Source organism: Variovorax sp. HW608 (assembly GCF_900090195.1).
GTDB lineage: Bacteria > Pseudomonadota > Gammaproteobacteria > Burkholderiales > Burkholderiaceae_C > Variovorax.
In genome coordinates, this window is the sequence record NZ_LT607803.1 from 259,080 (window position 1) to 280,714 (window position 21,635).

A 21,635-nucleotide genomic window follows, 5' to 3' on the forward strand; every position below is an offset into this window, starting at 1 on the left:
AGGTTCGTGCTGGGCGAGTAGCGTCGTCGCGTCAGGCAGTCGCACTACGTCGGCCGTGCTTTCGAGGATCGTGTCTTGACTGGGTCAGTCAGGGTGAGCGGCTTGGTACGGGACTTCTTTGCCGGCGTACGCGCAGCAAGTGGTTTGTCCGCTGGCTTCTTCCTCTTGGCAGGCGCTGACTTCGGATTCTTTGCGCTCGCCTTTGTTTTCGGCTCAGGCTTCGCTGTGCTCACCATCTCCAGACCGAAGAGCGCCGAGAGGTCATCGCCCTCAAGAACCTTCGCCGACACGGGCACTGTCGTCCCGAGTGTGCGTCCTTTCGCGGCGCTGGCGATCAGTTCCCCCTCGTCGACGGCACGAAGCTTGAACACCAGAGCGGGCTGCGCATCGAGCCGGGCGCCGATGCCATAAAGCACGGCGGCCACGTGCTTGCACATCGAGGCCCAGTCCGGGCAACTGCACGACAGCTTGATCTCCGCTGGAGCCGGGAAAAGCCCCGTCTTTTGCTGGCACACGCGCTCCATCACCGCCTTGGCCAGGCGCCCCTGCAAGAGATCGACCAGCGAATCGATCGATCCCGAGCAGTCCTTGCAGATCGAATTCCAGCGCGCCTTCGGCAGCGGCGACACGTTCACCGTCACCTCGTAGAGTTCGGACCCCATCACCATGGCCCTGACCTCACCGCCGTCGACCTGCAGGTCAACCACTGAGCCGTTGCGCACGTAGGTGCGCCCGCGGGGGAGCCGGTTGGCGAAGTCGCTGTACGACTCGAGGTTGTCGCCCCACGCCTTGCCCCAGAACGTGGTGGCGAGCTTGCGCCCTTGAAGCACCACCGGTGCGGCGTTGTATCCCTTCTTGCGCAGCTTGGCCAATTCACGCTCGGCCTTCCTGCGCCGCTCGGCGACGCTCACGTAAGGCTTCCAGCCGTACTCGTAGGACATGACTCAGGTCTCCTCCATGGCGGCACGAATGTCAAGCGCGACAAGCTTGAGCAACTCATCGTCCTTCATCTCGGTCAGCATGAGGTCGGCGGCGCCTTCGAGCAGGTTGGACGACAGCTGGCGCTTGGACTCGATGAGGTCGTCGATCTTCTCCTCGACGGTGCCTCGGCAGACAAACTTGTGAACCAGCACGTTTTTCTTCTGCCCGATCCGAAACGCCCGATCGGTGGCCTGATTCTCCACCGCCGGGTTCCACCAGCGGTCGAAGTGAATGACATGCGAGGCGGCGGTCAGGTTGAGCCCGGCGCCGCCGGCTTTGAGCGAGAGCACAAAGAAGGGGATCGCCTCGTCGTCCTGGAAGCGATGCACCAGTTCGTGGCGCTTCTTCACTTCGGTTTCGCCGTGCAGGACCAGGCCGGAGCGCCCGAAGACCGAGGCGAGAAACGTTGCAATCGGCGCCGTCATCTCTCGAAACTGCGTGAACACCAGCACCTTCTCTTGCTTGGCCGCGATCACCTCGGCGAGCTCACGCAGCCGCGCCCACTTGCCGCTGTCGTCTTCGGCCCAGGCGTTGTCTCCCAGCCATTGCGATGGGTGGTTGCAGATCTGCTTGAAACGCATCAGGGCCGCGAGCACGACGCCCCGGCGTCGAATGCCGTCGGTCTGTTCGAGGTGTGTTGCGAGTTCCTGCACCGCCGCCTCGTAGAGCGCCGCTTGCTTGCGGCTCAATGGGCAGTACGCCTTGACCTCCGTCTTGTCGGGCAGGTCGGCGATCACCGATTTGTCGGTCTTCATGCGCCGCAGAATGTAGGGGCGCACCAGTTCCCGCAGCGGACCGTAGGGGTTGTGTTCGCGTTCCACCAGTTGCTTGACCAAGGCCGTGAACTGCTTGGAAGAGCCGAGCAGCCCGGGGTTGATGAAGTCGAAGATCGACCATAGGTCCCCAAGCCGGTTCTCGACCGGCGTGCCGGTCAAGGCAATGCGTGCCTCGGCGCCGAGTTGCTTGACGGCGCGGGTCTGTTTGGCATTCGGATTCTTGATTGCCTGCGCCTCGTCGACCACGACCAGGCGCCACGCCGTGTCCTTCAGCCAGGGCAGGCGCAGCAACGTGCCGTAGCTCGTGATCACGAGATCCATCTGCGCCAGCCGTGCCGCATCGACCGCGGTCAATTCGTTGGCCGATAGCGTGGACGGATGTGCGGACGGATGCGCAAGCAGCATCTTCAGGCTCGGGGCGAAGCGCGCGATCTCGCTCGCCCAGTTCGCGAGCAGCGAGGCCGGGGCCACCAGGAGGCTCGGCTTCGCCGGCGTCCAGGCGTCGGCCTGGCGGCTCTTGAGGACCAACAGCAGCGACAGCACCTGGATCGTCTTGCCCAAGCCCATGTCGTCGGCCAGGCAGGCGCCCAAGCCAAGCCGGGCCAGAAGATGCAGCCACCGCACGCCCACTTGCTGATAGGGCCGCAGCGTTGCTCGCAACGCCGGGCCCGGGTCGAGCGCTTCCAGCGCCTGCGGGCTGCGCAGCCCCTGCAACGTTTCCGCGAGCCAGGGGCCGGCCATCACCTGCGACCAGTCCACGCCGACTTCGGGGGCGGCGAGCGAGCCTTCCGCGTCGGCGCGCGCGAGCATCCGCATGGCGTCGCCAAAGCTCAGCCCCTGCGACGAGGCGGCTTGCTCGACTTTCTCAAAGTGTTCGAGAGTCGCTGCGAGCTTCTTATGGTCAACCTCGACCCACTGGCCGCGAACCAGCGCGAGCCCGTCAGACTGGGCGAGCAACTCCGTGATCTCGCCCGCGCTAAGCGTCTCGCCTTCGAGCGTGACGTCCATGCGGAAGTCCAGCAGCGCGTCTGCTCCCAGTTTCGAGGGTGACGCTGTCCCGAGGGTTGCCGTCACTTGTGCGCGGGCCGGCCGCCCTGTGCGCCAGCGGGCCGGCATGCGCAGGACGATGCCCGCAGCCTCCAGCGCCTGCGCGTCGCGCAGCAGCGCAAAGGCGTCCTGCGGCGTCCAGCGCAGGGGATGGAAGATCTCGCCGCTGTCGACCATCGCCTTGAGCCAGGCGCATTGCTGCGCCGCGCGCTGGACTGGCAGCAGCAACGACAGCAGTTCCTGGTTCGACGCGTCGGCGTACTCTTGCAGTGCTCGCCCCAAGGGAAGGTGCTGGGCCTTGGCTTGCTTCGACAGCCGGGTCGTGTAGGTGGCGACGAACGCGAACGGGGCTTCCTCGTCCTTGCGGTTTTCGGCCAGGTTGAAGTGCACGCGGCCGACGAGGTTCCAGGCCGGATCGTGACGCCGCAGAAACTCCTGAACGGTGCTGCCCGATTGGAGCAACTCGGTGGCGAGCGCCGTGTCGAGCTCTTGCCAGAGCGAGGCCAGCGTGGTCCCCGTGACATATTCGGCGCCCGCCATGGGCGGGGCGGCATCGGCCAGCGACGCCAGCACATCGTAAGCGGGGGGCGCCACGTGAACCTTGGCACCGCTTTCGTCGGCGTCGGGTAGCGTGCACAGCGCGGTTACGTAGCGAGTTGCGAAATCGCGCCAGTACGACAGGACGGCAGGCAGCGCAGTCGCTACTTCGCCCGCACCGAGTTGCAGCAGTCCAAGGCCCGAGCCGCGCGCAAACGCCTCCTGAAGACGAGCAGCGGCGGCGGCTTCCAGCAACGGAGCATCGTCCGCCTGGATCAAGGTGAGACGGCCGTGCGGTGTAAACAAGGGCGCCAGCGAGGCCGCGTGGTGCGCAGTGTGGTCGGGCTGGTCCGGGGACAAGGTGCTCATCAGCTGCTTCGATGTTGATTTCGCTGCAAGAGATCTGGTGACCTCCACGCGCTCAGGCGCGGCAATTTACCACCTGACGTTCATGACGCTCGCCATCCAACGAGCCGTTGTACTCCGCCACTTGTTCGACCGGCCAGAACTCGCAGCGCCAAGGCCAAGCCGTCAGCTTGTATGCAGTCGCTCGGCCCGAATCATAGAAGGCAAGAAGTTCCGAAGGCTGGCGAGGCGTCCCCGGCCCTCGACCCCGCCCGTCGTGCGCGGAACATGTCAATCAGGATTCCCATTGTTCCCGCTTCTTAGACGCATTGGAGGTCGTCTCAAGATCGGCTTCTGGGCTGATTCTGCCTCGAGGCCTTACGACCGGTTCTGGGCGCGCCTGCCGAACCACGGGACGCAAAGTTGAATTTCGGCAACGGGCACCGAGCCGCAATGCGCAGTCGCTTCGGGGAAGTTCGGAAGCGGGCCCCCAAGCCGACAGCCCGCGAGGCACCGCGGAACTACGGCTCGCGCTGCACAACGGTCTTCAGCAATCGTCGGAGCCGCCGAGCGCCCTTTCCTGACATTGCACCCGACGGACAGCGGTCATTTCAATCGCTTACCGTCATCGGTCAGTGGATGTCCGCGAAGATCAGTAGGCGACGTACGGCCCACGGTCTGCAGGCGTCGAGGCGCCCTCGATTGCGGTGAAGACATTGCGCCCGAAGAAGAAAGGCAGGCCCCAGTCGAATCCGTCGCCTCCCGGGCTTGTCCCGGCGACGTCGTTGAATGCGGTGGCCGCGTTGTTGTTCGTGAAGAGGCTGCGCGCGTTACCGACCGAGAAGCCGACCGAGCCGTTCGTGCCGTTCGTCCCCTGGTTCACAGCAGTGAACGTCTGCGTCGATGCCGGGCAATAGAACCCGGTCCAGCCAGCGCTGGTGCATGTCGGCAGCGCACTGGAATTGAAGAAGAGGAAATTCGAGCCGCTGTCGATGAAGCTGTTGGCATAGGTGTTCCCGTTGAACACCGTCGTGAAGTCCCCGCCGCTGTCGACGCCGTAGACCTGCGCAGCGCCCAGTGCATTGTTGGCACGCGTGCCGATGCCCAGCACGAGCATGCCGGCGACGTTCGTCGCGCCGCCGGGGTCGATCGCGGGGAGCTGGATCAGCACCCCGTTGTTGTCCGACGGCAGCATCGCTACCGGATGGGCCACCTGCTTGGCCAGCGCGAGGGCCGTGGGGGTGCACCCGCGACCGCCGGGGCAGGTGTAGTAGGTGCCGGGGATGGCCGTGCTGGCGCAAGCGCCGCCGCAGTCCTGGAGGAACGAGCCCACGCCCAGCAGCCCATTGCTGCCCAGGCTCGCCACCGAGTCGTTCGCTGCGCCGGCGTTCGAGCAGGTCGCAGGCACGATGGGGAAAGCAGGGTCCGCGATGATCTGCAGCGGCACGGACGCGGCCGTCTCGCCGGCCAAGGTGACGTCGGCCAACCTGACCGAACCCCAGGAATAGCTGCTGACGAACTGCGCGCATTCGGCGACCGGATTGTTCGAGGCGTCGGTTTGCTGCGGCAGGCTCGCCAGGTTGCTCACCGCCGAGGCGAGCAGCCGCAGGCCGCTCGATCCGGTGTCGAGAATGACGTGATCGATGGTCTGGCAGGATGAGGTGCCCGGCACGCACACCTTGACGCTGACGTAGGGGGTGTTGACGATGCCTGTGGCACCGACGGGCCCTGCATCAAGAGTGATGGCCGCGACGTTGGATCCGGTGGTGCCCGCTGTCGACGGGCTGGACGCTGCGGACGAGCCACTCCCCGATGCGCTGGTGGCGGTGGTCGGCAAGCTCGCACCACCACCTCCTCCTCCGCCGCCGCCTCCTCCGCCTCCGCATCCTGTCAGGGCCAGGGCGCAGAGGCCTGCCGCGAACGCAAGGTGCAGACTGCGCATGCCGAGTCGCCTAGCGAATGTCTTCAACGCCGACTCCTTCCGGCAGTTGGCCGGGCAGGTACGCCTTGCCTGCAAAGGCACGCATGTGTCCGCCGGAATGGATGGCCACTTCCGGCCGGTTGACCGAGGCGTTGCTGCGACCGATGCGCCCCTTGCCGGTTGCGTCCACGAGGGTTGCGAAGTGCTCGCCCAACACCTGCTTCAGGTCAGGCATGAAGGGACCCTGCCATGTCACCGCGAAGACCTGTCCGGTTGCGGAAGAGACGAACTCCCGGACGATGGTCCCGCTCGGAGTGGTCATCTCGTAGAGGGTGTAGACCGAGCCAGCCTCCTCTTGGAGCGTGGCCTTCATGTGCGCCTGGTCCACTGCCACCGACGACGCAGGGCCGCCGAGTGCGGCGGCGGCTTCGACCGGCGCCAAGGCCGCCAGCAAAAGCATCAATCCGACGCCACGAACGGCCGGCATGCAGTCCTCCCTGCAAGCGGAACCTCGATTAGATGCTGATGGGCGGACTTGGCGCACCTCTTACGGATCCTCAGTGGCGGTATGCAACCTGAGCGTCTCGGCGGTCTGCACTTGGAACGGCGAGAGCACTTCCCTCATGTGGCTCGCTGCGTGGCCTTCTGAATCGGATCCACGCTCGAGTGGTACTCGTCCCCATGCGGAGGGTCGAGGCACCGCCCAACCTTCAGCCCTATCTCTCGGCACGCCGCCCAGCAACTTAGGACGGCCCCGCTCCGCCTCGAGTTCGCGCAGTTCCTGCAAGCAACGTCTGAGCAAGCCCATGCCGCCCCCCATAGCTAAGCTAGAGCATCGTCGAAAGTTCCGGCACAGCCGTGAAGAGGTCGGCCACGAGACCGTAGTCGGCCACAGAGAAGATAGGGGCTTCCTCGTCCTTATTGATCGCCACGATCACCTTGGAGTCCTTCATGCCGGCCAGGTGCTGGATCGCGCCGGAAATGCCCGCTGCGATATAGAGCTGCGGCGCCACGATCTTGCCGGTCTGACCCACCTGCAGGTCGTTGGGTGCATACCCAGCGTCCACCGCGGCGCGGCTCGCGCCGACAGCGGCACCAAGCTTGTCCGCCAGCGGCGTGATCACTTCCTGGAACTTCTCCGCGCTTCCCAGAGCGCGACCACCAGAGACGACAATCTTGGCGGCCGTGAGCTCTGGACGGTCATTTTTGCTTACTGCGCGGCTCACGAAGACGCTTCTGCCGTTGTCGGCCACTGCCAGCGCGGATTGGACCGAGGCGCTACCGCCTGTGGTTCGAGCAGCATCAAAGCACGTGGTGCGCACGGTGATCACCTTCTTTGCATCTTTCGACTGAACCGTCGCGATGGCATTGCCGGCATAGATCGGCCGCTCGAAGGTGTCGGCGCTCACCACTCTGGTGACCTCGCTGATCTGCGCTGTGTCCAGCAGTGCCGCTACGCGGGGGGCGGCGTTCTTTCCGCTGGCCGTAGCGGGAAACAGGATGTGGCTGTAGTCGCTTGCGAGCGCGAGGACCTGAGCTGCCAGGTTCTCTGCCAGCCCTTCTGAGAGGCTCTGGCCATCGGCATGGATGACCTTGGTGACTCCTTCAACACCTTCCGCAGCGTGGGCTACGGAGACGGCGCCCATGCCCGCGACCAGCACATGCACCTGGCCGTCAGTGAACAGGCTGACCTCTCGAGCTGCAGTGATTGCGTTCAGCGTCGCTGATTTCAGGGTTTGGTTGTCGTGTTCTGCGATGACGAGTACGGTCATGTTGCTTGTCCTATCCTTTGAATTCCAAATGGTCCTCAGATGACCTTGGCTTCGCTCCTGAGCTTCTCAACCAGCGCGGCCACATCGGGCACCTTGATGCCTGCAACGCGCTTGGGCGGCTCAGCGACTTTCAACGTTTTCAGGCGCGGCGCAACATCCACGCCCAAGTCGGCCGGGGTGACGATGTCCAACTGCTTCTTCTTGGCCTTCATGATGCTGGGCAGCGTGGCGTAGCGTGGTTCGTTCAGGCGTAGATCGGTAGTGATCACCGCAGGAAGGCTCAGAGAGACGGTTTCCGAACCGCCGTCGACTTCGCGAGTGACGATGATCTTGTCGCCGGCGAGCTCAAGCTCGGAGGCGAAGGTGGCTTGCGGTAGGTCAGCCAAGGCCGCCAGCATCTGGCCGGTCTGGTTGGCATCGTCATCGATGGCCTGTTTGCCGAGGATGACCACCTGGGGGCGCTCTCTCTCGACCAGCGCCTTGAGCAGTTTGGCCACAGCCAGAGGCTGCAGCTCCTCCGAGGTCTCCACCAGGATGCCGCGATCGGCACCGATAGCCATGGCGGTTCGCAACGTCTCCTGGCACTGCGCGACGCCACAGGAGATGGCGACCACCTCAGCAACTACGCCCTTTTCCTTTAACCGCACCGCCTCTTCAACCGCGATCTCATCGAACGGGTTCATGCTCATCTTGACGTTGGCAATGTCTATTCCGGTACCGTCACCCTTCACGCGAACCTTCACGTTGTAATCGACGACCCGTTTGACAGCGACAATGATCTTCATTTGCTTAATGCACTTTCTCACTAGAGATGAATTGGTTCAGGACACTGCCCCAGAGCCATACTTGCCCAGCAACAGCTCGCCTTTGGCGAAGCGGTCGATTGCATACGGCGCAAGCGGGACATCAGTTGCCATGCCTAGCGCTGTCTGCGCCAACACACGGCCGACCATGGGCGACAGCTTGAAGCCGTGCCCCGAGAAGCCGAATCCCACCACCAGGCCTTCGACACCTGGGACTCGACCGAGCACCGGATTCCAGTCCGGCGTAACGTCGTACACACCAGTCCACGACGATGCAAGTCCGGCCGCGTCGTAGGCGGGGAACCGTTCAGCAACCTGGGCGCCGATCTCCGCGACGTAGTCCAGTGGCACATCGCCCTGTTCGGTCTCAGAAAGGTTCACCTTGTCGCCAACCACGCCTTCGCTGACGAGCATCTGCTTTCCGCCGTAGCTGCGGCAATACAACATCCCTGGCGACGAAAGATCCTTGAAAACCGGCATCGCGAACGTGTAAGGAGCGTCGGCGCAATCGAGAGCGAGCACGGCATGCCGCTCAGGTACGACGGGCATCGTTTGCCCCACCCATTTCGCCAGGTCCGCGGTCCAAATGTTCTGGGTACTAACCAATGTGTCGCAGGCGAAATCTCCCGCCGAGGTCGACACACCTACGACGCGCGAGCCCTCGAGGACCAGCTTGTTGACGGTGACGCCTTCTCGGACCTTTACACCTCCGCGGCGTGCGCCCTTCGCGAAGGCGGCGGCAACCATGTACGCATCGGCAAACCCTGCGTCGGGTTCGTACCCGATCAGCGCTGCATCATTGAACGATGCGATAGGTAGCAACTGCGAGGCTTGCCCCCGATCGAGATACTCGACGCGAACGCCCTGCTCCTCTTGCTGCTTAAGGGATGCACGCAGCGGCTCCAGCTTCTCGCCTTCGGACGCGCTGATCAGGTAGCCGCACTTGACGAGCCCGCAGGATGCTTCGGCATCGCCGACGTATTCCTCGAAGTTCGTGAAGACGTCCCAGGAGCGGCGGGCCAGCTCCACGTTCTCGCGCACCGAATAGTGCGTGCGAAGGATGCCAGACGACTGCGACGTCGTGCCCGAGCCAATCGTCTCGCGCTCGAGAAGCAGGACGTTCTTCGCGCCGAGCTTCGAAAGATGAAAGGCCACCGACGCACCGATGACGCCAGCACCAATAACAATCACGTCAAATTTTTCCAAGGGAGTCTCCTGTTCGATGCGAGGAGTCTTGATCCGTTTGCAAGCGATGCGCAGAACATAAGCAGAACCGATGCTGTGCAAAAGCGGCTCGTGATCGAGCGCAGAATGAGCGCGGCGCGGCCGCCTGAGCGGTGGTTGCTGATCCAAAAGATAAGCGGTGCTTAAGTTGTGTTGGGCACCGGCGGCCAGGGAAAGAATCGGCGCACGGCAATGTCAAAACCAAGGAGCCAAGAGATCGTGAACAACCCTGCGAATGACGGCATGGACTTCCCCGCAGAAGAGTATCGAAATCGCCTGCAGCGAACCCAACAGGAGATGGAGAAGCAAGGACTCCCGCTGCTGCTGCTGCACCAGCCGGAAAACATCCTTTATCTGAGCGGGTTCTATACGACGGGGTATTTCTCGTACCACGCCTTGGCCGTTCCGAGCCGTGGCGACCCGGTGCTGATCGTGCGCGATGTGGAAGTCCCGGCAGCCAAGGACTCATCCTGGATCAAGAGCTACACGACCTACGCAGATGCGCCCGATCCACTTCCAGTGTGGCTCGACGCAGCACGTCGCGCGATCGAAGGTCTCGGATTGGGGGGCGGTCGCATCGGAGTCGATGAACACTCATGGTTCATGACGGTGGAGCGCTGGAAGATGCTCCAAGCCGTACTTCCACATGCGAACGTGGTCGCTGAGCCCAGAATCGTAGACCACCTTCGACTGGTCAAGTCACCGCGTGAGATCGAATACTTGCGCGGAGCCGCGCGCTGCGTCGAGGCGGGCGTGCAAGCGGGAATAGACGCCATCGCACCGGGCGTTATCGAACGTGACCTCGGCGCCGCCGTGTTCAGTGCGATGGTGAAAGCCGGATCCGAGATGCCTCTGAGTGGAATCATCACGTCGGGGGCTCGAACAAACCTGATCCATGGCGACTACTCGGACCGGCGTCTCGAGCCCGGGGACAACGTTTACTTCGAGGTCAGTGGGATCTACCACAAGTACTGGACACGCATCATGCGCACCGCCACTGTGGGTCCCGCAAGCTCCGAGCAACTGCGCGTGGCAGAAACAATCTTGCGAACCCAGAGCGAGGCGATCGCTCTGATGCGACCTGGAACGCCGGCCTCGGTGATCGATCGGGCGTGCCGTGAACCGATCCTTGCAAGCGGCCTGAAGGACAGCTATACGAACCGCGTCGGCTATTCGCTCGGCCTCAACTATCGACCCTCTGCCGGTGAATTCATCCGTGAGTTTGTGCCAGGCGTGGATTGGATTCTCCAATCCGGGATGGTCTTTCACATGCTCATGATGGCTGCAGGAATGGGCTTCAGCGAGACAATTCTGGTGACGGACAATGGTGCCGAGCGCCTGACCAGCATGGAGCGCAAGCTCTTTTCAAGTCAATGACAACGAGCACGAATATGAAACCCATAATTGGTGTCGTCAGCAACTTCGACCTTGAAAAGGACGGCTACTTCTGTTTCGCCCACTATGTCCGCGCGATCGAAGAGGCCGGTGCACTTCCCGTCATCTTGCCGTACGTCAATGCGCATGACGTGAGCCCAATGCTCGACTTCATTTCTGGACTCGTGTTAACCGGTGGCGGCGATTTTCCGACCGAGCTCTATGGCGCTGACCCGCACCCGGCGGTTCAAAGGATGATTCCCGAGCGCGACAAGTTCGAATTCGCGCTCGCCCGGTCAGCACTCGACCGATCCATGCCGATTCTCGGCATCTGTCGAGGGATGCAGATCCTCAACGTCCTCGGTGGTGGAACGATCTATCCGCATACGGTCGATGAGGTCACGACAGCAATCGACCATCGCGACGGCACGCCATTGGACCAATCGGTACATGAAGTTCAAGTGGAGCCCAACACCCGCCTCTGGCAGCTCTGTGGCATGCCCACCAAGTCCTTCCGGGTAAATAGCTATCACCACCAGGCCGTGAACCGAGTCGCCCCGGGATTCGTCGTTTCTGCTCGTGCCGACGATGGTGTCATCGAGGCGATCGAGGCCCCTGACAGCCCCTTCCTTGTCGGTGTGCAGTGGCACCCCGAATGGATGTACGAGGCAGAGCCCGCCTGCCGGCAGCTGTTTGACAACTTCGTGAATGCCTGCAAGTGAGTCGTTAAAGCTTCATGGGATCTCCCGCCCAGAGATCTCCTCAGCAATCGGGATCGACAACGAAGTGTCATGACCCGAAGTACCTGATCGCCTCGTTGTCGCGAGGTTTGATCGGGTAGAAAGCCAGAAAGCCATCTCCGGCGCGCACCAATCGGCGCGCCATTCATCGCGCAGGGCCATTGCGCGCGGCGTCTTCATGGCTCCGAAGTTCGTCCCTCATCGTCTCTCAGATCAAACGCAGCAAGCATGCTGGGCCGTTGCCGCCTCCAGCTGCAAGGGTCACCACGCGCCTGAACAAATCTGCACAGGACGCTGGCCCTCGAGGCCACGCGCAGCGAGCCGCTGCAGGCCCTCGACGTAATCCAAAACATAAGAGCGTATTTCTGGGGCGATCCAAAAGATAAGTTCTTCTTTTGGGTTTCGCGAGTCACCAAAGATGCACAAAAGAATCGCGTACTCCATGCGAGGGTGTGGAGGGCAAACGCACCCAAGTCAACGACCGGATCTGAAATGGCATCAGCCCCGCAAGGTCGGAAATCTTGGGTCGCATTGGATTTTCAATGAACAAGGAGACTGCGAACATGAGTGAGATGACCAAGAAGACAGCGATCATCAGTGAGCCTGCGGGCGATGAGAGAGACTCCGCCCCAGTGGAGACGCGCGCAAGCATTTCTCGCCGGCAAGTACTCAGGACCGGTATGTACGCGGGGTTTGGCACGCTTGCGTCAGCGGGAATCGCCGCTTGCGGCGGCGGGAGCGACGCGGCGGCAGCGCCCGCATCGGCAGCGCCCGCATCGGCAGCAGCTGCAGCTGCTCCAGACGCCCGCGCTGAAGCAGCAAAGCCCAAGGTTGGCTCCATCTTCGACTTTGATATTAACGCTCAACCTGCCGCAGGGACGTACCAGGTCGGCCCGCTGGAATCGGTGTATGTGCCGATGCGCGATGGCGTGAGGATCGCCCTGGACATTGTCCGCCCATTGGGTGACGCGTCCAACACCAAGCGCGGAACCATTCTGATGATGACGCGCTACTGGCGCGGCACAAAGGGATCGACGTCAAACTCAGTTGCAACCGCGTTCGTGCCGTATGGCTATGCCGTGGTGGTTGGAGACGTCCGCGGCACCGGTGCTTCATTCGGTGTGGGGGTCCATGAGCGCACGAGGGACCAAACCAAGGACTTCGATGAAGTGCTGACCTGGATTGCCGCGCAGGGCTGGTCCAACGGCAGCGTGGTCGGCTACGGCCATTCCTCCCCCGGCAACATGGCGGAGTTCATGGCAATCTTTGGCAATCCGGCGCTCAAGGGCATCATGCCGGAGTCCGACGACTACAGCGGCTATCTAACCATCTTCCCGAACGGGGTTCCCAATACCGTCACGTGGCCGGCCTGGAGCGACGGTATCTACCAGCAAGACCACAACATCGGCGGCTCCGGTGTCCGTCCCGTCGGAACCGGACCGGCGGCCGAGGCCCTCCTCGCGGCTGCCGTGGCTGAGCACACTGCGGCGCCTCTCTGGGATGGGTTGAAGCAGATCACGTACATCGACGATCAGCCCACAACCTGGGGCGGAGACACCATCGACGTTGGATACATTCAGAACTACGTCGAGCAGGTCAATCGCTCAAACACCCCAACGCAATACTGGAGCGGCTGGTGGGACGCCGCCACGCCGGAAGGCTCAGCCCGCCGCTTCGTGCAGATGACGAATCCGCAGAACGTGATCATCGGCCCGTGGCCCCATGGCTACAACAAGCCCTATGATCCCCTGAACCCCACCAAGACGGATTTCCTTCCGGCAACGCCGGGGCAGAAGGCTCAGGTACTCCACTTCGCGGACGTGTGCCTCACCGGCCAGGCTGCCGGCCAGCAGGGGAAGGTCCTCCACTACTACACGCTCGGAGAGGGCGTTTGGAAATCAACCAGTTCGTGGCCGCCCAAGGCCAAGTTCAACCGCCTCTACATGGGCAGCGCCTTCCGCCTGAACTCAAATCCTGAGGCCACGAGGGGCTCGGACTCGTTCCAGGTTGACCCCGAACTGGCAGACGTAGCCAACGATCGATGGACCAGCACCAGCGGTACCAGGGTGAATTTTGGAGATCGGCGACAGTTCGATGCCGCCCGGGTCGCGTACACAAGTGATCCGTTGACGGAGGACACCGAGATCACCGGACACCCCGTCGTCCACTTGAACGTGAGCTCCACTCGCGAGGACGGAAACTTCTTCGTCTACCTCGAAGGCGTAGCCCCGGACGGATCTTCCTGTTATCTCACCGAAGGTCTGTTGCGCGCCTTGCACCGCAAGGTAGACCACTCTTCACCCTTCGCCGCGCTTGGCCCGCAGCACAGCTGTTTGAAGCGCGACGCCGAACCGCTCGTTCCGGGCCAATCTGCCATCTTGGAGTTCGCCTTGCAGCCCATCTCCGCACTTCTTCCGAAGGGATACTGCGTCAGGGTCGTTCTTGCCGGGAGCAACAAGACCAGATTCGAAATGGTGCCCGCCGACGGCACACCGCCCCTGCTGAATTTCAATCGTGGTGGCGGAAACGGTTGCTACATCGACCTGCCGATTGTCCAGCGGTGAACACATAGCCAACCGTGACGGAACGCTGACCGGCGCAAGCCGGTCACTGGTCTCAGGCGTCTGACGGCGGAAGCAGAAGCGCGTTCTGCTCAAGGTTCAAACTTGTTGCGATCTCCACCGAGATTTCCTTGCGCACAGCGATCCTGACTACGTCTCGGATCTCGTTGGGAAGCCTGCCCAGTTCGCCTTGCCGATAGGCCAAATAAAACGTGCGACTCATGTTTGGATAGGGTCGCCCTTGGCGGGAGAACTGGGACAGAGGCAATATGCGAATTCCGGACGCGAACTGTCTTGACTGCCAAATGCAAATTGGAGTGCTCAACGCAAAGCCCATGCCGCTTGCGACCAAGCTGAGAAGCGGGTCGGTCGTATCGAACTCGCACGTACGCTCGAGACCGTCGCCGTTGCTCATGAGGTATTCGTCGATCTGCTGGCCGATTAGCGATCTCGAGCTGTATCGAATAAACGGGAGATGCCGATTCAATTCGAGCATCGATCCCAGCCTGTTGACCTCGAAGGTCGCCGGCAGTACCACGTAGAAGTTCTCCGAGAACAGCGGCGTGCGAGAGATTCCCGGTATGGGTGAAACTCCGGTAGTTACCGCGAGGTCCAGTTGTCGCCTTTCGATCTGGGCTTCGAGGGCCGGGGTGATCCCGGACCACATACGGATTTGGTGCGAAGTACCTGAAAGCGCCTTGATGAGAAGCGGGCCGACCGTCGCGGCAAAAGAATCGACACAACCGAATCTGACAACAAGGCGCTTGGCACGACTGACGTTCCGAACACTCTCGGTCATCTGGTCTGCGCGCGTGAGTAGGTCCTTCGCGTGTTCATAGAGGCGCTGCCCGGCGGCCGTCGGCTGCGCCGGCCGAGTCGAACGATCGAGCAAGGGCGTCGCGAAAACAGTTTCGAGCTGCTTGAGGCGCTGTGAAACCGCAGCCTGGGAAATGTGAAGGACGTGGGCTGCTTCTGACACGCTGCCTGCTTCGATCACGACGACCCAACTGGACAGCAGGTCCCAGTCAGGGCGCGACTTCTCGTTGGGAAAGTTCATTCAGGTGGCCGAAAATTGGGGCCCAGTATATGTGGACCCGTTAGCGGGATCACTTGATGACCTGGTCCAGCGCTCCCTCGATGACGGATCGAACCGTGGGCGAGACGCGATCGGCTAGTTCGCCCCGCCATCGGAACGGCGCGCTTTCCTCCATGTAAGTGGACTGCGCGAGTTCGAGTTGAATCGCATGGACGCCTGCATCGGGCTGCCCATACCGGCGCGTGATGAAGCCACCCTTGAACCGGCCGTTCAGCACCCACGAATACCCCGTCTTCTTGATAGCCGCAATAGCGCCAGACATCACCCCTTCATCACAGCTATGTCCATCGGCGGTCCCAAAATTGAAGTCGGGGAGGCGGCCGGAAAAAAGTCTGGGCAGTAGGCTTGCGATGGAATGAGCTTCCCACAACAGGACCTTTTGGTGCCGACCGCGAAGTCGCGAAATCTCTGTCCGCAGGGCGTCGTGGTACGGGCGCCAATACGCATCCACCCGACGCTCGATCTCGTCTCCGCTTGGAACCTTGTCATCGACATAGATCGCCTCACCCCGAAAGGTTTCAGTGGGACAAAGTGAAGTCGTGATCAACCCGGGGTACAAGGATTCACCGCTCGCTGGCCTGTTCAGGTCGACGACGTAGCGCGAAATCGTCGCATTCAACACCGTTGCATTCAGTTCGTCGGCAAATCCGTAGAGCCTGTCCAGGTGCCAGTCCGTATCGACCAACTCCAGAGCGGCCGGCGTGTAGAGTCGACGTAGATCCTCCGGGATCTCCGTTCCAAGGTGCGGTACGGAGATGATCAGGGGTGCATCCCCGCGGCGAATTTCGAAACAAGGGACTTTGCTCATCGTCTTACCTGCTCTCTACAACGCTGTTCAACGCTTCAAACAGCTCCTGACTGGGGCAGTTTCCTGCCAGCAATGCTTCTAGGAAATGGGCGGGTAGCCGCACTTCGTTCCGCTCTGACAGTCGGGTCGCTTTCTCCAGCAACGATTGATCGGGCAATGGATTGTCAAAATCGCCAACAGGAGAGATGACCAATTTGCTGACAACACCGCGCGTCGAATCAAGATGGACGCGCGCCGGTACCTTGAGTGGGTACATGGCGTCGAGCTGATCGTCCACCTTCACATGCACCTTCTCGGCAAGTTCGACGATGCGCGGGTCCGCGATCAGGGCATCCAGGTCTAATTGAAGCAATGCGTCGGCTCCGAGCATGACTCCAACAGCGACCGCAAACGGAACACTAAACTGCGCAGAGATAAGGTCCACAGGACAAGGCTGGTTCGGCAGAGTTGCCGCCCGTGTGAACGTCTCGATCGAGATGCCGCGGACGACCGCATCGTGCGGAAGCTCGCGAATCAGATCGATTGCCGCATCCACGGCGCTATGCATCCAACGGCAACACGCGTACCGCTTGAAATATGTCGTGTCGATGAAGAAGCGACCTGGATTGGAGCTAGCATCCCCCCAGTCCCGGTACATGCCTGGGTTTGAGAACGAACTGTCGTAGCCACGCATGCCCACCTCCGCCAATCCAGCAGCGCTGAATCCAGCGATCACCGACCACGGAATTCCCTCTTTCAGGTCGCCGCCTCGAAATCCGGAATGATCCGCGGCCAGCAGGTTGGGCGCATGCGATTCAGCGATGGTCAGCGCATGTTGGGTCCGCGTTGCATCGAACCCTCTTAGCTTCGCGACAGCGGCGGCCACACCAATTGCTGACCACCGGCCTGTCGCGACAGTAGCCTGAGCAGCGGCACTGCGCATGCTGGCGCAAGCAACGCCGACTTCATATCCCGCGACAATCGCAAGCAGCATCTCCTGGAGCGATGAGTTCCTTTGCTGTGCCTCGGCAAGCACGGCCGGAATGATTGCCGCGCCGGGATGCCCCGCCGCCACGCGATGCCCATCGTCGAGATCGAGGATAGAGGTTGCAGTCGCATTCACATATGCAGCGCCGACGGGCGACAAGCAGCGCTCACTGAACCATACCCCGCTCGACCCCGCCGGGAATGTGAGTTCGGCCCAACGCAGCGCCATCGATGTGGCAGGATGGGCTTGGCCGGCCGCAGCACAGCCCACCGCATCGATCAGGCACCGGCGAGCGGCGTGGAGGGTGCTTGCAGGGACGTCCGCGGCATCCAAGGTCACGAGGCGAGAAGCCAATCGCGCGGAAACTTCGTTTGACATTGTTGAAATTTGAGGCATCAGTAGGGTCTGGTTACCAGCGCGACTCCGATCTAATTGGAAGGTCGACCACCCGTTTTTCGAATCGCTTCGATGCCAACATGAACGAGAACCGTAAACGCGATCATCAGACTTGACACAGCAGCAATCGTCGGAGTGATCTCTTCGCGGATCCCTGACCACATCTTGACGGGGAGCGTCATCGTGTCCGGTCCGCTAACAAATAGCGACAGGACGACCTCGTCGAACGAATGCAGGAAGGCGAAGAAGCCTGCCACGATCAACGCCGGACGGATGAGGGGCAGGACGATCCGTCTAATGGTCACGATGCGCGAGGCACCTAGACTTGCGGCTGCATGTTCAAGGCGAATGTTCTGGGACTGAAGGCTCGCTGCGACGATGAGAACGACCAGTGGAACGGCCCCAACGCTGTGGGCCATCACCAACCCAATGGATGTATTCACAAGGTGCAGCTTCGCAAAGAGGAAATAGAGAGCCACCGCGCTGATGATGACCGGCACGATCATCGGTGCAAGGAGAAGTTGGTATCCGATCCGACGCATTCGAGGGCTAGCACGCACGAGCGCCATTGCAGCCGCCGATCCAACGGCCAGGCTCACGAGCGCCGCAGCGATGGCGACCCCCAGGCTCTGCCACGTCGCCGAGACCCAAGCATCGCTGCTGAGATAGTCGCGGTACCACTGCAACGAGAGGCCCGGGGGCGGGAAGTCCAGAAACCGCGACGAGCTGAACGAGATGGGCACGATGATCAGAATTGGACTGACCAGGAACAAGGCGACGATCAGACTGATTCCTCGCAAGATCGCTCCGCCAGAAGGCAAGCTGTCAGTAATGACTGCTGGAACCGGGACCGCACGCCCAACGGCGCGCGCAGCCGAAGTCACTAGATCGACCAAACGAACGTAGGTGCTTGTCGGGTTGCGAACAGACGTGCTTGCCAAGACACCAGTGGTGTGTTGTGAGCCAAGGAGTTTTTCAATGCCGACAAAACGGTTGGACACCGTGTAGAACACGAGCGTGATCGCCAGGAGCACCGTCGCCACCGCGGCCGCAAGAGGCCAGTTGAGCGTGCCATTCACCTGCGTCTCGATCAGCATCGGGAGCGTAATTGACTTCGGACCCCCGAGCAGCGCCGGGGTGATGTAGAAGCCGAGGGCGAAGACAAAGACCAGCAGTCCAGCAGCAGTGACACCCGGAGCGCTTAACGGAAAGTACACCCGCCAGAAGTTCTGCAATGCTGAGGCGCCCAACGAAGCGCCAGCGCGAGACAAGGTGGATGGAATGCCCTTCATCACGCTCATGAGAATCAGCACCGTGAAGGGCATGAGGATGTACACCATCGCCACCACGACGCTGAACTGGTTGTAGATCAAGTCGACTGGCCGCTCGGTGATTCCGATCCGCATCAAGAACTGATTGATTAGGCCAAAGCGGCCGAGAAGCACCATCCATGCGTAGGTTCGAACGAGATAACTCGTGAAGAACGGCAACACAACGGCAAACAACAAGGCCTTCGCGACCCAACTGCGTGCGCTGACAATCCAGTGTGCGAGCGGATAGCCGAAGAGAAGGCAAACGGCTGTTACGCTGGTCGCGAGCGTGAAAGTGCGCGCCAAAATGATCCAGTTCGTCCGGTCGAAGAGGAACTCCCGGTAATGCACCAGGGTCGGTTCGGGATCAAAGAAGCTGAGGGCAAGAAGGCCGACGAGCGGAACAAAAAAGAAGATCCCCAGCAGCACTGCAGCCGGCGTGAGCAAAAGCGATGTTTCGCGGTTTCGCGGCGGCCGCGCGGCGGCCGTCTTCATCGAGAGGGATGGAGCAAGCATGTTAGGAGACCGCCCACTTGGTCCAGCGTTCGACAAGCACTTCGGTATTGGTCTTGCCGGAAGCATTTTTCGCCTCCCAGAAAGCCGGATCACGGAAGAATTGCTTTTCCAGATTTGCAGGTGAGGTTGGCAGTAGAGCTGCCACTTTCGGTTCGATGTACTTGAAGGCAGCGCGGTTCATCGGACCGTAGAAAATGATGTTGTGCAGCCGAGCTTGCGCCTGTGCGGTCGCCATGTACGCTGCAAAGCGCATGGCCAAAGCTCGCCTCTTGGTGCCTTTGGGGACGACCCAGTAGTTCGGCGAGAGCTCGCCTTCGTCCCAGTGGTAGTCGACGGGTGCGCCTTGCGCCTTGAGCGCTTCCAATCGGCCATTGAACGCCGAACACATCGCAACCTGTCGATCCGACAGAAGCTGGCCCGGCTCGGCGCCCACGGTCCAGAACTTCGTGATCTCGGCTTTGATCTTGTCGAGTGATGCGAAGGCCTTGTCGAAGTCGATCGGGTAAATCTTGTCTTTCGGCACACCGGCGGCGAGTAGTGCGAACGCGATCGATGTCGGGTCTCCGATTGAGCCGGCCCTCAGTGACCGCGGTCCCGGAAACCTGCGAACGTCCCAGAACTCGGCCCAGGTGTGCGGGCGAGGCTTGTTTGCCGGGTACTCCGCTGTCGAGAACCCCATCACCGTGCTGAACACGTATGAACCGACGCCATATTTGTGCTTGGCTTCCGGCAGCAGGTTGTCCATCGTTTCCTTGTCGAACCCGCCATAGTCGATTTCTTCGAGGTACTTGGGCGCATCAGGCCGGAACGCGGCGCTGGGGAGCTCTACCAAGTCCCACTGGACGTCGCCACTGTCCACTTGCGCCTTCAGCTTCGCGTCCGTGGCAGGGGAGACATAAGTGATCTTGATCCCCGTGTCGCGCTGGAACGGTTCGACGATCGCTTTACGGAAGGCCTCTTCATAAGAGCCGCCACCCGAGACGACCACCAGCGTTGATGTTTGGGCACGCAAGATGCCCGGCGCTCCAAGCGAGAGCGCAGCGGTGCCGGCTACAGCGCCGAATTGCACCAGGGCCTTGCGGCGTGTCGGCAAGCCAGAGTTGGTTGTTTCGTGCGTCATGGACCTCTCTCCTTAGGAGTTCAACGTGGGGATACGATTCGCTGCAACGCTCCTGTGCAATGAAGCGGATTCGGCTTGCGGGCTCTCGACTTGACTGGCGCTTGCGGATTGCGAATCGTCGCAAAGTAGCCGCCCATCTCGGGCATTCCAGCCAACTCGCACCGTCTCACCGATTTGCATCGTCGGTGCGAGTGCATGGCGTTGCACGGCCACAGTGACGTGCACCGGGCTCGCCGCACGCAAACAAACGCGGTACTTGACGACATTTCCCCAATAGACCGCGTCCTCGACTACAGCATCAAACTCGTTGTCCGCTCTTGCTCCGTGCACGAGGGGAATGACCTTTTCGGGACGAATCATCAGGGTCATGGACGCTGCCCGGTCCTCGACGCCTTGCCACGTTGCACACACCTGCAGTCCGCCGACGTCGAGCAGTGGAGCGTTGTCCGCTTCGCCGATCAGGCGGGCATCGAGAAAATTGGACTCACCAATGAAGCTGGCGACAAACCGGGTCCGAGGAGCCTCGTAGATTTCTTCCGGGCTTCCAACCTGTTCTACCTTCCCATTGTTCATCACCACGATCCGATCGGACATCGTGAGCGCTTCGCTTTGATCGTGCGTGACAAAGACCATCGTCGTGCCGAGCGACTTTTGGAGCCGCTTCAGTTCGACCTGCATGTGCTCTCGCAGCTGCTTGTCGAGTGCGCCGAGAGGCTCATCCATGAGAACGACCCCCGGACGGAAGACGAGCGCGCGGGCCAAGGCAACCCGCTGCTGCTGTCCGCCGGATAGTTCATGAGGCATGCGCCCTTCGTAACCGCCGAGCTGCACGAGGCTGAGCGCTTCCTTCACGCCGGCTCGAAGCTCGGAACCGGACATGCCGCGCATCTTGAGCGCGAACGCCACGTTCTCGAAGACTGAAAGATGGGGAAACAGCGCGTAGTTCTGAAAAACCACGCCGATATTGCGCTTGTGGACCGGCAGCCCCGTAATGGGCCGATCGCCCACGAAAATCTTGCCAGCAGTCGGCGTTTCAAAACCGGCCACCATCATCAACGTGCTCGTCTTGCCAGAGCCGCTGGGCCCGAGAAAGGACACGAACTCACCGGCCTCGATCTGAACCGAAACTTCGTCGACAGCCCGCGCGCTGCCATACAGCTTGGATAGGCGCTCTAGCCGCAGCGATTCACCCTTGAGCATGTGAACCCCTTGTGATGTTCACCAAAGCTGCGCCGCTTGCCGGGGCGCAGTTGCCTCGCAAATTTGCAGCGACCAGGGAGCCGCCACACTGGACACCGGCGAGCCAGGTGCCGCCATGGGGGCGAGCGAGAGAAGGTTGTG

Annotated in this window: 16 protein-coding genes; 3 read left to right on the plus strand and 13 right to left on the minus strand. The window is 61.5% G+C overall.

All coding sequences use genetic code 11. The annotated features are described in order from the left end of the window. Positions 1 to 44: 44 nt before the first annotated feature. The 7 genes from VAR608DRAFT_RS01185 to VAR608DRAFT_RS01215 all read right to left on the minus strand — a co-directional run bounded on the left by VAR608DRAFT_RS01185 (position 45) and on the right by VAR608DRAFT_RS01215 (position 9,388). On the minus strand, positions 45 to 941 hold the full coding sequence (locus tag VAR608DRAFT_RS01185) for an SWIM zinc finger family protein (RefSeq protein WP_088952401.1): 897 nt from the start codon (positions 939 to 941) through the stop codon (positions 45 to 47). 3 nt (positions 942 to 944) lie between these two features. After that, the gene (locus tag VAR608DRAFT_RS01190) at positions 945 to 3,710 is read right to left on the minus strand and encodes a DEAD/DEAH box helicase (RefSeq protein WP_088952402.1); all 2,766 of its coding nucleotides are present in this window, start codon (positions 3,708 to 3,710) and stop codon (positions 945 to 947) included. Between the two features lie 628 nt (positions 3,711 to 4,338). Next, positions 4,339 to 5,523, minus strand: coding sequence for a DUF3443 domain-containing protein (locus tag VAR608DRAFT_RS01195; RefSeq protein ID WP_231973109.1), 1,185 nt, complete (start codon positions 5,521 to 5,523; stop codon positions 4,339 to 4,341). Positions 5,524 to 5,638: 115 nt separating this feature from the next. Further along, complete coding sequence (locus VAR608DRAFT_RS01200; protein WP_088952404.1) at positions 5,639 to 6,094, minus strand: DUF2844 domain-containing protein; 456 nt, start codon at positions 6,092 to 6,094, stop codon at positions 5,639 to 5,641. A gap of 340 nt (positions 6,095 to 6,434) precedes the next feature. Then, positions 6,435 to 7,379 carry an electron transfer flavoprotein subunit alpha/FixB family protein gene (locus VAR608DRAFT_RS01205; protein ID WP_088952405.1) on the minus strand — a complete coding sequence of 315 codons (945 nt, stop codon included), beginning with the start codon at positions 7,377 to 7,379 and terminating at the stop codon, positions 6,435 to 6,437. Positions 7,380 to 7,414: 35 nt separating this feature from the next. Then, positions 7,415 to 8,164: an electron transfer flavoprotein subunit beta/FixA family protein gene (locus tag VAR608DRAFT_RS01210; protein WP_088952406.1), complete on the minus strand. Its 750-nt coding sequence runs from the start codon at positions 8,162 to 8,164 to the stop codon at positions 7,415 to 7,417. Between the two features lie 36 nt (positions 8,165 to 8,200). Next, on the minus strand, positions 8,201 to 9,388 hold the full coding sequence (locus tag VAR608DRAFT_RS01215) for an NAD(P)/FAD-dependent oxidoreductase (protein ID WP_088952407.1): 1,188 nt from the start codon (positions 9,386 to 9,388) through the stop codon (positions 8,201 to 8,203). Positions 9,389 to 9,625: 237 nt separating this feature from the next. Here VAR608DRAFT_RS01215 and VAR608DRAFT_RS01220 point away from each other — a divergent pair, with 237 nt between their 5' ends. The 3 genes from VAR608DRAFT_RS01220 (at position 9,626) to VAR608DRAFT_RS01230 (ending at position 14,084) form a co-directional block, all read left to right on the plus strand. Then, a complete protein-coding gene (locus tag VAR608DRAFT_RS01220; protein ID WP_197700447.1) occupies positions 9,626 to 10,783 on the plus strand; it encodes a M24 family metallopeptidase in 1,158 nt (385 codons plus the stop codon). Positions 10,784 to 10,797: 14 nt separating this feature from the next. Beyond that, a complete protein-coding gene (locus tag VAR608DRAFT_RS01225) occupies positions 10,798 to 11,502 on the plus strand; it encodes a gamma-glutamyl-gamma-aminobutyrate hydrolase family protein (RefSeq protein ID WP_157730538.1) in 705 nt (234 codons plus the stop codon). Between the two features lie 581 nt (positions 11,503 to 12,083). After that, positions 12,084 to 14,084, plus strand: coding sequence for a CocE/NonD family hydrolase (locus tag VAR608DRAFT_RS01230; protein ID WP_197700448.1), 2,001 nt, complete (start codon positions 12,084 to 12,086; stop codon positions 14,082 to 14,084). A 52-nt stretch (positions 14,085 to 14,136) separates the two neighbouring features. Here VAR608DRAFT_RS01230 and VAR608DRAFT_RS01235 read toward each other — a convergent pair whose 3' ends face one another. From VAR608DRAFT_RS01235 to VAR608DRAFT_RS01260, 6 genes are read right to left on the minus strand one after another with little or no spacing between them, the layout of a single operon-like run. Continuing rightward, positions 14,137 to 15,138, minus strand: coding sequence for a LysR family transcriptional regulator (locus tag VAR608DRAFT_RS01235; RefSeq protein ID WP_088952410.1), 1,002 nt, complete (start codon positions 15,136 to 15,138; stop codon positions 14,137 to 14,139). A 49-nt stretch (positions 15,139 to 15,187) separates the two neighbouring features. After that, positions 15,188 to 15,985, minus strand: coding sequence for an N-formylglutamate deformylase (gene hutG, locus VAR608DRAFT_RS01240; protein ID WP_088952411.1), 798 nt, complete (start codon positions 15,983 to 15,985; stop codon positions 15,188 to 15,190). A gap of 4 nt (positions 15,986 to 15,989) precedes the next feature. Further along, the gene (locus VAR608DRAFT_RS01245; protein WP_157730539.1) at positions 15,990 to 17,330 is read right to left on the minus strand and encodes an MmgE/PrpD family protein; all 1,341 of its coding nucleotides are present in this window, start codon (positions 17,328 to 17,330) and stop codon (positions 15,990 to 15,992) included. A 50-nt stretch (positions 17,331 to 17,380) separates the two neighbouring features. Next, complete coding sequence (locus VAR608DRAFT_RS01250; RefSeq protein WP_172843788.1) at positions 17,381 to 19,153, minus strand: ABC transporter permease subunit; 1,773 nt, start codon at positions 19,151 to 19,153, stop codon at positions 17,381 to 17,383. Between the two features lie 22 nt (positions 19,154 to 19,175). Further along, positions 19,176 to 20,294, minus strand: a complete 1,119-nt coding sequence (locus VAR608DRAFT_RS01255) for an ABC transporter substrate-binding protein (RefSeq protein ID WP_088952414.1) — start codon at positions 20,292 to 20,294, stop codon at positions 19,176 to 19,178. A gap of 12 nt (positions 20,295 to 20,306) precedes the next feature. Next, positions 20,307 to 21,494 carry an ABC transporter ATP-binding protein gene (locus VAR608DRAFT_RS01260; RefSeq protein ID WP_088952415.1) on the minus strand — a complete coding sequence of 396 codons (1,188 nt, stop codon included), beginning with the start codon at positions 21,492 to 21,494 and terminating at the stop codon, positions 20,307 to 20,309. Between the last annotated feature and the right edge of the window lie 141 nt (positions 21,495 to 21,635).

Excerpts from the sequence above, each read along its gene's own strand:
- VAR608DRAFT_RS01205 (WP_088952405.1), bottom strand. The coding sequence starts at position 7,379 with ATGACCGTACTCGTCATCGCAGAACACGACAACCAAACCCTGAAATCA.
- VAR608DRAFT_RS01255 (WP_088952414.1), bottom strand. The coding sequence starts at position 20,294 with ATGACGCACGAAACAACCAACTCTGGCTTGCCGACACGCCGCAAGGCC.
- VAR608DRAFT_RS01260 (WP_088952415.1), bottom strand. The coding sequence starts at position 21,494 with ATGCTCAAGGGTGAATCGCTGCGGCTAGAGCGCCTATCCAAGCTGTAT.
- VAR608DRAFT_RS01185 (WP_088952401.1), bottom strand. The coding sequence starts at position 941 with ATGTCCTACGAGTACGGCTGGAAGCCTTACGTGAGCGTCGCCGAGCGG.
- VAR608DRAFT_RS01225 (WP_157730538.1), top strand. The coding sequence starts at position 10,798 with ATGAAACCCATAATTGGTGTCGTCAGCAACTTCGACCTTGAAAAGGAC.
- VAR608DRAFT_RS01230 (WP_197700448.1), top strand. The coding sequence starts at position 12,084 with ATGAGTGAGATGACCAAGAAGACAGCGATCATCAGTGAGCCTGCGGGC.
- VAR608DRAFT_RS01245 (WP_157730539.1), bottom strand. The coding sequence starts at position 17,330 with ATGTCAAACGAAGTTTCCGCGCGATTGGCTTCTCGCCTCGTGACCTTG.
- VAR608DRAFT_RS01200 (WP_088952404.1), bottom strand. The coding sequence starts at position 6,094 with ATGCCGGCCGTTCGTGGCGTCGGATTGATGCTTTTGCTGGCGGCCTTG.
- VAR608DRAFT_RS01235 (WP_088952410.1), bottom strand. The coding sequence starts at position 15,138 with ATGAACTTTCCCAACGAGAAGTCGCGCCCTGACTGGGACCTGCTGTCC.
- VAR608DRAFT_RS01210 (WP_088952406.1), bottom strand. The coding sequence starts at position 8,164 with ATGAAGATCATTGTCGCTGTCAAACGGGTCGTCGATTACAACGTGAAG.
- VAR608DRAFT_RS01190 (WP_088952402.1), bottom strand. The coding sequence starts at position 3,710 with ATGAGCACCTTGTCCCCGGACCAGCCCGACCACACTGCGCACCACGCG.
- hutG (WP_088952411.1), bottom strand. The coding sequence starts at position 15,985 with ATGAGCAAAGTCCCTTGTTTCGAAATTCGCCGCGGGGATGCACCCCTG.
- VAR608DRAFT_RS01250 (WP_172843788.1), bottom strand. The coding sequence starts at position 19,153 with ATGAAGACGGCCGCCGCGCGGCCGCCGCGAAACCGCGAAACATCGCTT.